Source organism: Delftia sp. WSY_22, from assembly GCF_043104185.1.
Lineage (GTDB): Bacteria > Pseudomonadota > Gammaproteobacteria > Burkholderiales > Burkholderiaceae_C > Comamonas > Comamonas tsuruhatensis.
Map to the genome: position 1 here is coordinate 133,938 of NZ_JBICKN010000017.1, position 11,486 is coordinate 145,423.

The window sequence follows — 11,486 nt, forward strand, 5'->3', positions numbered from 1 at the left end:
AAGGTCAGCGCAGCGGCAGCAGCTATGGCCATGGGACGTGTAGCGTTGAACCACATGCCCAGCACCAATACCGTAACCAAGGCGGCCTGTATGCCCGGGGTCAAGCCCCCTCCTTTGCCTTCCGGCGCGACTTCCCTGCCATGCTGGCGGCACTGCCATCGTCCTTTGCCTTGGGCGGGTTACGCATGATCCCCTCCAGAGTGGCCCCAGGCACATGCTCATGGAGCCGCGTGTTCACCTCGCCGGGCCGGATGAGCCCCAAGTCCCGCAGCACAGCCAGCACGAATCCGCCAGTGTTGATGGATTTGCCTGGATGCAGGCAATGGAAGCTCTTGGCGGTCAGCTCCTGCGCCCCCGAAACGATCACCTCGATGGCCGATGCTGGCGCCCAGTCCTTGCACCACACGCCGTTGCCGGTGCTATCGGCGATGCGCAGGTACAGCGCGTTGTCGCCCTGGCTCCGGCCCACCGTGTAGGTGAGCGTGCTTCGGCCCGACACTGACAGGCACTTGCCGTTGTAGATGCTGTCGATCGATACGGGCTGCTGCCCGATTTCTGTCGCTTCGATTTCACTCATAAAGTTCTCCTTGGTAGATGGATGCGATAGGCAGGTGGCCTATCAGATAAGGTGGCAAAACCCCCTCAGACAAAAAAAGCCGCCTCGATGGGCGGCAGGTGGTGGGTGATGAAGGCGGGTCACTTTGATGTGGCCCTCACCTGGCTGGCGCAATAGGCCGTCAGCAGGGGATCAAGATCCGCATGCTTGGGCACGTAGATCACGACACCGAAGCCGTCATCACTGAGCACCAGGGTCAGCTCGAACCATTCCCGATGGCTTTCGGCGACATCGCAATGGCGACCAAGAAGTGAAAAACCCAGTTCCGCATCAACAGTAGTCAATGCGTCGCTGGGCGCCAGAACCAGGATTTTGATGAGACTGGACAGGTCATCCACCTCATATTCGGCCAACTCTTCAATACGCAGGCTGATCAAGTTATCCAGCTCGGTGCACCGGGCTTGGCCGCAGGCTTCATGAATAGATAGGGAATCCGCATAAACGCGCATAAAACTCCTTTCTGTTAAAAAATAAAGCCCGCCGAGGATTTCTCCAGGGCGGGCCAACAAGGAAACAACCAAACAGCTACTCTTATTCAGTCAATAAATACCCTTTAAATGGTTAGCACAAGAAACATGGCCAATAAATTTCACTTTGACTTGAGTGCAGAAAAAGTGACACCTCCGATTGACACCAGCAAAGGCACTCCGAGCATTAGAGAAAACAAAGGCAGCAAACGTCCCGTTCCTATCAGAGATACCCCCTCCGATATCAATCCCAGCGTTAACGCGTTGACACCTGTGCTGAACAAGGCAATCAAGTGCCAGGTCGCCATCCCCACCGCCAGCAACAATGTGCCAATCCAGACCCGCTTGAGCACTTTATAGGTCGCCTGCGGAAGGAACGAGCACCAAGCCATGGCAGCGAGCAGCGCAGCCGCCACGCTCGTCTTGGGCCAGAGATACATGAGCAGCAGCACCCACACACAGGCAGAGGAGAGGATGGCCGTGGCCCAGCGGGCGAAGTACTCACTCGCTGGCAACTGATCAATGGCCTGCAGATAGGGCCCTGACAGCTTCTCCCCGAACAGCTTCAGCAGCAGACCGCCCAGGATCAGGGTCAGGCTCAGGATGATATTGACCAGGCGGTCATGCATCAAGCCGTTGTTCGTGATCCGTCGCCCTCCCATACCATCAACAGCAACATCGCTGCCCAAGGCGAGGATGAGCATGACGATGCCCACAAGCATGATCGCGGTTGAAACCCTCTTCATTCGTTGCTCCCTTCTTCGGATTGAGCCAACTCGGCCCTGATCTCGGCTTCGTGACGATTGCTGACCTTGGTGACGTAGTAGCAAGTCCAAATCAGCATTCCCAGGCCAACCCACCACGCCATAAAGAAACCAAGGACGGTGCCCAGCATGAGGAGGCCAAATGCCCAGTTTTCTCCTTTGGTGAATCGTTTGTTGGCAAGTGCGCTGATATGTGCATCTACCTTCTTCTTTGCCTCCTGGCTTACTCGCTCATCCAGCACGGGAGCTGCATCAGTTGATACCTGCTCCTTGGTGCCGTGCAGCTGAGCCTCGATCTCCTGAATCTTCCGCGCCGCCTCCTTCTCGGCAGACTCTTTGATCGCCCTCTCGCGCGCTTGCTCCCTTTGCCGCTGTTCAAGCGCCTCCTGCCGCTTGAGCGCCTCCTGGGCCGCCTCTTCCTTTTGCAATTGCGCCCTTCTCTCGGCAATTTTTTGGTTCAGATCCAATTTATTCCTCGCTCAGTAGATTGCTCAACACCGCTCCTGCGGCAACCATGCCCGCTGCTCCGACAGCCGCTCCACGCCCCTTGCGCTTGGTGCCGTCTTCAGCACGAATTACATCGTCAATGCACCTCGCGGCTCTTGCGGCGCGCTCGGACTCCGGCACTCTCCTTTCAAAAGTGATCATTACGGTTTCCCTATCTGCAATGACAAGATGCCTTTGCATGACTTTTTCCATAAACACCATGCGCCATCCTTCTGACGCCATGGCATTGATATAAGCCTCAAGAACTTCAGTTTCTATTCGGCCCTCTCCGAGCAAAAGCGAACTGATCGCTCCATCAGCTACGTCAATGACCTTGTATTCGTACTCCATCTAATTCTCCAGGTTGAAATAAGAAACATGAGAAATTTTTTAAAACACCAAAATTTATTGTCATCAAATAAGATTCATAAAATAAAAATATATTCAACCAACTTCAAACATCTTTAACAAGTTCCTCGCTTATAAATTAATAATCAATTACTTATATATGTAACGTTTTTCGTGACGACAGGCTACCACAGTGTAACGAAACTCGCTACATGAAGTCTGTATCCTCGGAGCTATCCAATGTCGTAGGGCGCCGCATGCGTGCTCGGCGTGAAGCCCTGCAGTGGCCTCAAGAAAAAATAGGAGTGCTAATCGGCATTGATGAGTCATCAAGCCGTGCCCGCATCAGCAGGTATGAGCTGGGAACACATGAGCCCCCTGTGAAGACCGCGCGACTGATCGCAGACGTACTAGGTGTTCCACTCGCGTATCTATATTGTGAAGATGACGAGGTAGCCGAGCTTCTCTTGGCACTGAGAATGCTTAGTCCTTCAGTTCGCCATCGAACAATTGCCTATTGGGTTAGCCGCCTGAAAGACGCATCGAATGACTAACTGTCGAATCACGATACCATGATGCACTCACTTGCGAACAGATCTTACCGAGTGGCGCACGACTGACGCAGTCCAACCTATTGCACTCGTTCGCAGGGCCTCGGTCAAAGCCTGCAGTGCCGCGATTGCTGCCGGTCGCTGCGAAACTACTGCAGCCAACCAGGAGCAATTATCGAGCCCCCTAATCCGGCCACCAGTCCGGGTGAGAAGTAAGCGACAGGCGCTGAATCAGCAAACTAGCACATGGTGCGACACGTTGTGGCACAATTCTCCACACTAAATAATGTGATCCCATCTCGAAAAGTAAGATTGCTGCGCGAGTGGATGCGGCGACATCCAGAGATCAGTCTACAAACACCGACCAAAAGGAAGGACTCAGGCTTCATGGCTTCAGTGAGCGCACAAACACGGCAAACCCTGACGGGTATTTCTGGTCTTATTCAGGCGAACCTTGTAAGCCAAGCTTCCGTTGAAATGACGAAGCTCATCGGACATCTAGGGCCGCAAGAACTAGTCCTAGCGTCTCACGACATCCGCAGTTTGATCGAAGGTTTTCAGAAGAAGCGTCGTCGCGACCTACAAAATGCACTGGATCAGCGACTGGAAAAAGTGGCTTCGGCACCAAGTGTGAATGATGGCACCACCGTCCGAAGTCAGGTGTCACCCGTTTCGACCGAACATTTACTCAGCACACGTGTTGAAGCGATGTTGCTACAACTAGCAAACAACCACATTTTCAAATGGTCGCCCCACTACCGAGACGTAGTGCAATTCATCGTCGACAGCGCATTGAGTGAGTTTCCTAGTTCGGGTGCCATCGACGTTGAGGTGAGCTTGATCTCGGAGCGGTTCGCCGCCCACTCGAAGATGATTTTTGACCGCGGCTATGCATTTCAGATTCGGCGTGGACTGATGCCAGCAGTCGCTGAGCTTAAGTCGATCAGTGGCCTTCAGGCGTTTCTTGATGTGGTGGTATCCGTCTACCTCGATAAGCGTCAATCCATACACTCTGCCACAGACGCAAACATATTGTGGGGGCTTACATCAGGAATGCTATCAGGGATCACAGGTGGCTACGGCGCCGCTGACCTTGGCGGTGTGGCTGGCTGGCAGCTTCTCACCAAGAACCCACGAAGCTGGGTTCCACCAATTGGATTTTGCAAGGGAGAAGATCTAACGGCGTTCTTCGAAGAGTTTCCGGCCTGTCATCGGGACGACGAGCTATACCGCGCCCTCTTGGGGACCCTTCTGGCCGTCGACCGTTTGGCGCACAAATTCTATGGCGATGACGTCATTCTGCCTAGGCTGAGCCGCATGTCAGTCCAACTGCCAGCACGGTTGGACATCACATTATCGGCTAAACGAGGCATTCGCCGACAAGACCTTTTAGTGACCTGCTTCTGGCAAGGCAAGCTGCAATCAAATCAACCTATAACGGCTGCCCAAGCACTACACGCAGGGGTGGTGGTGGCATCGCTGGATGAGAGGGTCGCCCGCTGGGCTGAGCATGAAGCAATTCCTGGCGTCGTTAATACTGAGGGACACGCAGCAGAACCTCAGGCGATCCACCACCTGTCGGAGTTGATTTTTGCGAGTCTTGAGGCGCGTGAGATTCGAGATGACGCCTACGGTGCGCCAAGCGTGATAACACATAACTACGCGGGCGATTTCCCACTCGATGACCCTGACTTCCGTCGCCAGTTCCTAGTGCAGCGGCACAGTGTGAAGCGGCTTCTAGAGGAGTTCGACGGCAGTACCGGTGTTCATCTGTGGTGCAGCGTGCGGCGCTCGGGCAAGACTACAGCCGCGCAGGAGCTTGCGGACAGTAGTGGCGGCTCTGTTGTGGTTACTCAGACAATGGACCGAGTACCGAGGGCACCCCTTCAGAATATCTTTGCAACTCGCATCAGAGACGCATTCAAAGCAGCAAGCGACCTAGCGGACGATTTTTTCGCCAAAGTTGTTCGGGAGTGCGCGCTGGCAGCGACCGCAGTTGACGCCGGCAATAAACGCGTCGTCTTCATCATCGATGAGTACGAGTCGCTGTTCGAATTAATAGACGCATACGTACGCACAGACAGAGATCTGAAGGTAATGGTGGCCCTGCCATTGCTAAGCCAAATGGTGGACTTCGCGACTCGCAACCTTTTGATATTTATGGGTCAACGACCAGACGCCTACTTGGTTTTGTCGGCTCAGAACCAACTCAGCCCGCTTGTTCGCCAACTTAGCTTCCCATTGTTCGAGCACATTGAAGGCGGTGTAGACTCTGAGTTTTCACAGTTCTTGCGTTATGTGCTCACGGAGAAGCTCCCGTTTAACGCTTCCTTTGCTGCGGCCGTCTATGAAGAAACAAGTGGCCACCCCTACTTAACCGTCAACTTGATGGTGGACTTCTGCGACTATATAATCAGCAACAGATATCGACTAGATGAAGCGGTGTTGAACAGGCAACAATTTGCCGATTTCACACGAGACCGGCTGGCTCCTGCAGCGTTGAAGCGTAGCCCACATTATGAGTTCTTTAACGGCCAAATGGCGGAGTATCTGAGCGAGCAGGCTAGACTTGATGAGCCTTGGCTTTGTGCAATCGCGACTACCCTTCGGACGCTTGCTGCTAAGCACCCCAAGAGTTTCACCTGCGCGTTCAGTGGCTATGAGCAATGGAGCGCGCCATTCGGTGCAATGGCACGGATGCCCGCAGCCCGCCTGCTCATCACCGGCGCACAAGCTAACTTTCTCAAGGACAACGGCGGACAAGTGTCAGCAGGCGTACGCCTGCTCGCCCGCCTGGCTGGCGCTGCAGCTCCGAAGTTAAACTGACCATGAATTACTCCTCACAGCAGATCTTGCAACTCATCCGCGCTGTTCCTTGGAGACCCAACAGCTGCATCCGCATGTTTTGGGTGCGCTACGCTGAGGGCTCTCGGGATGAAATAGCCGCGCAACTTTGGACTTGGATCGGTAAGGAAGCGGTCGTTCCCATGGTGCTCAGAACTGCCAGCTTCAAGGATGCCAATGCCGTCTTGGCTGACGCGATGGATCTTTTCGAGGCCAATAGAGTGCGCATTGAGCCTATTGCGGCGGATACCCCGGAGCTCATGACGTTCCTGATTTTATCGAAGGAAGAATTTCGGCTTGTGAATGCCAGTTCGCCAATTGAGCTGCCCGACTGGTTCCCCCTGTTGCCAGCTAGCTCCACTTTCTTCTCAGTGAACGACTTGGGACAGTCGGCCGAGATGAAACCCCTTAACTTCCCAGAAGCTCGCATGGACCATGTAGGCGAGCTGCTGTTCCAGCTTGAGTCTGCTATTTGCGACAAGTTTACGGAGATATATGCCAGTGATCCGAGACGAATTGCGTTGTGCGTTGATGCCCTGCAGCCCAACACCCCAAAGTGCGTCGACGCACAAGATTCGCTGCAACTGTTCTCAACACACCTTACCGCAGCGGCAGGCGATCCGCGCGCTTATCGCCCTAATGCTGCCGCCACTTCCAAGTTCCTTGCGGCCCGCATCCTCAAGCTCGTACTCGCACACTCGCCCAAGCAGCTGGCCACCACAGCAGAAGAACTGAGCCGTAACCTTTCTGGTTCAGGAGACAACGTCCTAAAGCCAACCTTCTTCGCCGTCATGTGGCGTCCGGCAAACAAGATGTCGGTCGAGGCTACCAACTGGCACGCCATTCTGGTCGCCTTCTTTCAGGCCTACCAGTTGATGAACGCCCATGCGCATGCTGGCGAGTTCCCAACTTATGCAGTCGCACTGCAGTACGCCAACTCTCTAAACCTCCGTCAATTCCTGCGCGAGGCCAAGGACTTCGTCGAGGCGCTTCAATAGCAGGCTCTTCATGGCATGTCGCTCCCCCTGTAGCAAACGCCCGACTGGGCAGCGACAGATTGCTTCGGTAGTTGAAGGCGACTGCTAAGGTGCGCTTGGAGCCGATCGCCGTCATCATGTGCATTTACCGATGCTCGTCAAGATCCGACACTCGGGGTGGTCATCGGCACCAACCTCAGCGGGCAGCCATCTCCCGGCAAACCGATGCTCGCCGACGCTTGACTAATCGGAAATTGTTGCAACGACCACAGGCTCACATGTATCGCATCAACTCAATTTCTAACCGCATCGTTAAACTCAAAGAGGTCAGATTCTCCGATCTGGGCTTCACCGAGCGGCACCACCTCCAAGAGTGGTTAGCCAATCAACCGGATGCGCTTGGCGAGGAATTGCTGATAATTCAGAAAGAGTTTGACGGATTTGACGACACGCGAGAGCGCCTTGACCTTCTGGCCATAGACAAAAGCGGGAATCTGGTCATCATCGAGAACAAGCTTGACGACTCGGGACGTGATGTCGTCTGGCAAGCGCTGAAGTACGCCTCTTACTGTTCTACCTTATCTAAATCCCAGATAGCGGAGATTTTTCAGAAGCACCTGGACAAGTCGAGGCCCGGGCGCGATGCAAAATCGCTTATCTGCGAGTTCCTGGACCAAGAGGAATTCGCCGAAGTGGTCCTCAATCCTGGCAATGACCAACGGCTCATCATGGTCGCCGCGCAATTTCGCAAAGAGGTAACTTCGACGGTCCTGTGGCTACTCAAGCACCGGGTCTTCGTGAAATGCTTTCGCGCCACGCCTTTCAAGGATGGTGTAGACCTCTTCTTGACAGTCGAGCAAGTCATTCCACTACCTGAGGCCGAAGAGCTCATGATTGGAATCTCTGAGAAAGAGACTGAGGAGCTTTCCTCTGAACGAGGTCAAGCCACTAGGCACAAACTGCGCACAGACTTCTGGCACGCGACACTTGAGGCGTTGACCAAGGCGAATATCCAACTCTACAGCAATGTGGGCCCAAGTCGAGACCATTGGCTAAATGCAGGGTCTGGCATGGGAGGTGTTCACTACACAATGATCTTCAATCGAGATGAGGCTCGCGTTGAATTCGCCCTAGGCACGCGTTCCAAGGAGACGAACAAGGCACTTTTTGACTATCTGTACGCACGCCGCGAGCATGTTGAGGGAGCCTTCGGTTGTGAGCTAACCTGGCGGCGCATGGACGACAAGAAGGTCTCTCTCATCGAGTGTGCGGAGTCCTTTGAGGGCCACAACCGAGAGACCTGGCCGGCGATGATTGACTGGCTGGTTACTCACGTGGGCAAGATGGAGAAGACCTTCGAGAAAGAGGTGCCAGCACTCAGGACTGTGGCACGTTCGCTCTTCTCGAAGGACGTTGCTGTGGAGGACGGCACCTCCACTTGACTCAGCAAGGCTCTTTCCGATACGAGGAGCGCGCGGCCTGTCTTTGTGATCAATCGTTGAAATGCATGTTACAATGCTGACCGGAATCACTGCTGCGCGGTAAAGTTGGAAACTAAACCGGACGTGCTGAACTTAGTAGGCCTTACGGCTAGATATATGGCAGCCGCCAGTCGGTGATTCCTTTTTTCCAAATGGCACCACAAGATGAATCGCTCCGGCTTTCATGGAGGCCAGTTGCTTTAAGGCATTCCGCCATCATAGCTGCCTGAATGGGCTGCTGCCGGTCTCGTTGACACCGACCTAAGCTTCTTGAGCTTGCTCGAACTGTACGGGACTGAGATATCCGAGCGTCGAGTGCCGACGCGTCGGGTTGTAGAAGCACTCGATGTAATCGAACACATCTGAGCGGGCCTGGCCTCGTGTCCTGTACACCTTACGGGCCGTGCGCTCGGTCTTCAGAGAACTGAAGAAGCTCTCCATGGCCGAGTTGTCCCAGACCTCGCCAGCCCGACTCATGCTGCAAGTGATGCCCTGTTCGTCCAGCAGCCTCTGGAAGTGCTCGCTTGTGTATTGGCTACCCTGGTCCGAGTGGTGCAGCAGTGCCACTGGCCTGCCCCGGCGCCACACAGCCATCATCAGCGCGTCCACCATGAGCTGCGAGGTCATGCTCTCCTGCATCGACCAGCCCACGATTCGACGGGAGTACAGGTCCAGTACCGCAGCTACGTAAAGCCAGCCTTCTGCCGTCCAGATGTAGGTGAAGTCGGCCACCCATTTCTGGTTCGGACCATCTGCCTGGAACTGACGGTCCAGCACGTTGTCAGCCACAGCACCACGCGCGCCACGGTCCTTGGGTAGTCCACGCCTTCGCGGTCTCGCACGCAGCGCCTGCTCCCGCATGAGCCGCTCAATACGATGCAGCCCACAGGTCTGGCCTTGCTCCAGCACGTCGTGCCACACACGGCGTGCGCCGTAGGTGCGGTCGCTGCGTACAAAGCTCTGATGCACTTGCGCACCCAGCACCTCGTCGCTGAGGCTACGCCGGCTCCTGGGTCGTGTGAGCCAGGCGTAGAAGCCGCCTCGCGAGACACCGAGCGCCTCGCACATCAGATTGACCGGCCAAGCCCCTCGGTGTTTCGCCACGAAGCCGAACTTCACATCGACTCCTTCGCGAAGTAGGCCGCGGCTTTTTTCAATATGTCGCGCTCCATCTTGAGCTTGGCCACTTCCTTGTGCAGCCGTGCTATCTCAGCATCCTGCGCCTTTTGTTTGCCGTTGCCAGGGAACGCCTCCTAAGGCTCCTGCCTCAGCTCACGCACCCACTTGCGCAGCACGTTCTCGTGAACGTCCAAGTCTTTGGCTGCCTGGGCCACAGACACGCCACGCTCAACCACCAGTTTGACCGCCTCGAGCTTGAACTCGCGACTGAATGTCCTTCTTCTCTCCATTAACCACCTCCGGTTTCATCTGCCACCTTAACAAGGTGTCATCGAAACCGGCAGCAGCCCACACTCATCAAACATTTCAGCAGGTGGTCTGAACCCGCCGAGTGAATTTGATGGAGATTGTGTTTCATTTCGACGGGTGCAAACGTCGACTTACGACAAGACACTATCGTCAAACCGTTGATGTCTTCTACATCCGCCTCCGCGTCTTCCGTAAGGGGAAATATTCTTCCGGAATATCGGGAAACTCTTGAGCAATATACGATAGCTCGCGGGCAATCTGCGCCAAGCGTGCCCGTGAAGAAAGCTCATGCTCTGTTAATTCCACACCCAAATGCTGCTGACCATCGGATCTCTTGTTGCGGTTTTTTAACTGAAATGTGAATGAAGTTGAAACATAAGGAATCAACTCAACCTGCAATTCACTTGAATGCCCGACTTTACCCGCCAATGAGTCAAGACTACCTCGCGCCAGCATCCTAAGTTCGGTGTATGCAATATCAGCAGCCGGAGGGGTAAGCTTATCTTCGACTTGTACCATGTCGCGTGCCAACCTAAATCCAAGACCTCCGTACAAAGAGAGTATTTCCCTAGGGCTTTGAAGTGATGCAAAAATGCTATACCACGCAAGCAAATCAGGGCGCTTATGATTCCTGAGAATTTCAAGGTGCTCCAATGATCCCGGCGCAAGCCGCGTTGCAAGGAAGGCACATGCGGCAGCTAATTCAAATTGCTCCCTGCCGCTTCCCATTGACATCATTTTTAATGCGTCTTGCAGATAGCTCCCTCGCTCCTCTCGCGCTAGCGATTGGAGAGCATCGATTCTGACAAAACGAGACAGCTTGCCCCCTAAGGCTTCCCATGCCCTTTCTTTTGCATCATCATTCCCATTAAGCAATTCGTAGGCCAACGCTCCGGCTACTGTTTCTGGGCAATATCCATGCCCAATCTGTGTCAAAAGACTGAGAATGCCTACAAAAGGATCCACAACATATTGTGCGACGTCATTAGCGGAGCTAGAATTCAAAATAGAGTAAACGTCCAGCCATCGCGAGGGGAGCTCAAGAAAGGCCTCCCCTCCGGTGCGTGAGGCAACGGTTTTCCCCCAAGCGAACGACAAGGTCCGTCGGCAAATCAGCGGCGATAACTGCTTGATTCCGATACGGCCGTCGCCGTGAAGCATTGCTTCGGCAAACGTCAGCGCCGTCAAAGCTGGCAATATGCGGCCATCAAACTCTAGTGTTTCATCGTCAAAATTTCGCGTAGCTTCATCGTGAGTAAGAAAACGACTGAGTGCTGTAACAGGGGAAGGCGATTGCGGAGCGGCGGCAATTGCACTGAGAGTACTTTGAATATCCTCCTCTGCGACTATCACCAAACTGGGAAGCATGGGCTGTAGCGTAGGATTATATTCCCAGACTAAAAGCGTCTCACCACCATACCCAAGACTCAGTTCAGAAGTTTCACGAATACGCCGCTCAATAGATTTTATTGATCCGAGGAATACTTCGAAAACTTCACGACGATTAACAAGTGCTGACCACAT

General features: G+C 54.2%; 10 protein-coding genes and 1 pseudogene. 4 read left to right on the forward strand and 7 right to left on the reverse strand.

What is annotated here, in order from left to right; genetic code table 11:
- Nucleotides 1–100: 100 nt before the first annotated feature.
- From ACF8NF_RS09245 to ACF8NF_RS09265, 5 genes are all read right to left on the reverse strand, one after another.
- Nucleotides 101–577: a hypothetical protein gene (locus tag ACF8NF_RS09245; RefSeq protein ID WP_392450484.1), complete on the reverse strand. Its 477-nt coding sequence runs from the start codon at nt 575–577 to the stop codon at nt 101–103.
- A 119-nt stretch (nt 578–696) separates the two neighbouring features.
- On the reverse strand, nt 697–1,137 hold the full coding sequence (locus tag ACF8NF_RS09250) for a hypothetical protein (protein WP_392450485.1): 441 nt from the start codon (nt 1,135–1,137) through the stop codon (nt 697–699).
- Between the two features lie 68 nt (nt 1,138–1,205).
- Nucleotides 1,206–1,829, reverse strand: coding sequence for a hypothetical protein (locus ACF8NF_RS09255; RefSeq protein WP_392450486.1), 624 nt, complete (start codon nt 1,827–1,829; stop codon nt 1,206–1,208).
- The gene (locus ACF8NF_RS09260; protein WP_392450487.1) at nt 1,826–2,314 is read right to left on the reverse strand and encodes a hypothetical protein; all 489 of its coding nucleotides are present in this window, start codon (nt 2,312–2,314) and stop codon (nt 1,826–1,828) included. Before ACF8NF_RS09260 ends, ACF8NF_RS09255 begins: the two co-directional genes overlap by 4 nt.
- Nucleotide 2,315: 1 nt before the next feature.
- A complete protein-coding gene (locus ACF8NF_RS09265; protein ID WP_392450488.1) occupies nt 2,316–2,684 on the reverse strand; it encodes a DUF4177 domain-containing protein in 369 nt (122 codons plus the stop codon).
- A 254-nt stretch (nt 2,685–2,938) separates the two neighbouring features.
- On the opposite strand from ACF8NF_RS09265, the gene ACF8NF_RS09270 reads away from it, so the two are divergent.
- The 4 genes from ACF8NF_RS09270 (at nt 2,939) to ACF8NF_RS09285 (ending at nt 8,495) form a co-directional block, all read left to right on the forward strand.
- Complete coding sequence (locus ACF8NF_RS09270; protein WP_392450522.1) at nt 2,939–3,235, forward strand: helix-turn-helix domain-containing protein; 297 nt, start codon at nt 2,939–2,941, stop codon at nt 3,233–3,235.
- A gap of 384 nt (nt 3,236–3,619) precedes the next feature.
- Nucleotides 3,620–6,058, forward strand: coding sequence for a hypothetical protein (locus ACF8NF_RS09275; RefSeq protein WP_392450489.1), 2,439 nt, complete (start codon nt 3,620–3,622; stop codon nt 6,056–6,058).
- Nucleotides 6,059–6,060: 2 nt separating this feature from the next.
- Nucleotides 6,061–7,074 carry a hypothetical protein gene (locus tag ACF8NF_RS09280; RefSeq protein WP_392450490.1) on the forward strand — a complete coding sequence of 338 codons (1,014 nt, stop codon included), beginning with the start codon at nt 6,061–6,063 and terminating at the stop codon, nt 7,072–7,074.
- 257 nt (nt 7,075–7,331) lie between these two features.
- Nucleotides 7,332–8,495, forward strand: coding sequence for a DUF4268 domain-containing protein (locus tag ACF8NF_RS09285; protein ID WP_392450491.1), 1,164 nt, complete (start codon nt 7,332–7,334; stop codon nt 8,493–8,495).
- Nucleotides 8,496–8,795: 300 nt separating this feature from the next.
- Here ACF8NF_RS09285 and ACF8NF_RS09290 read toward each other — a convergent pair.
- Both ACF8NF_RS09290 and ACF8NF_RS09295 read right to left on the reverse strand, forming a co-directional pair.
- Nucleotides 8,796–9,943, reverse strand: a pseudogene (locus tag ACF8NF_RS09290) (IS3 family transposase).
- A gap of 187 nt (nt 9,944–10,130) precedes the next feature.
- On the reverse strand, nt 10,131–11,486 hold the full coding sequence (locus tag ACF8NF_RS09295; protein WP_392450492.1) for a hypothetical protein: 1,356 nt from the start codon (nt 11,484–11,486) through the stop codon (nt 10,131–10,133).

What these genes read in the sequence shown, in the direction of transcription:
- ACF8NF_RS09245 (WP_392450484.1), bottom strand. Translation starts at nt 577, where the DNA reads ATGAGTGAAATCGAAGCGACAGAAATCGGGCAGCAGCCCGTATCGATC.
- ACF8NF_RS09255 (WP_392450486.1), bottom strand. Translation starts at nt 1,829, where the DNA reads ATGAAGAGGGTTTCAACCGCGATCATGCTTGTGGGCATCGTCATGCTC.
- ACF8NF_RS09265 (WP_392450488.1), bottom strand. Translation starts at nt 2,684, where the DNA reads ATGGAGTACGAATACAAGGTCATTGACGTAGCTGATGGAGCGATCAGT.
- ACF8NF_RS09270 (WP_392450522.1), top strand. Translation starts at nt 2,939, where the DNA reads ATGCGTGCTCGGCGTGAAGCCCTGCAGTGGCCTCAAGAAAAAATAGGA.
- ACF8NF_RS09275 (WP_392450489.1), top strand. Translation starts at nt 3,620, where the DNA reads ATGGCTTCAGTGAGCGCACAAACACGGCAAACCCTGACGGGTATTTCT.
- ACF8NF_RS09280 (WP_392450490.1), top strand. Translation starts at nt 6,061, where the DNA reads ATGAATTACTCCTCACAGCAGATCTTGCAACTCATCCGCGCTGTTCCT.
- ACF8NF_RS09285 (WP_392450491.1), top strand. Translation starts at nt 7,332, where the DNA reads ATGTATCGCATCAACTCAATTTCTAACCGCATCGTTAAACTCAAAGAG.
- ACF8NF_RS09295 (WP_392450492.1), bottom strand. Translation starts at nt 11,486, where the DNA reads ATGTGGTCAGCACTTGTTAATCGTCGTGAAGTTTTCGAAGTATTCCTC.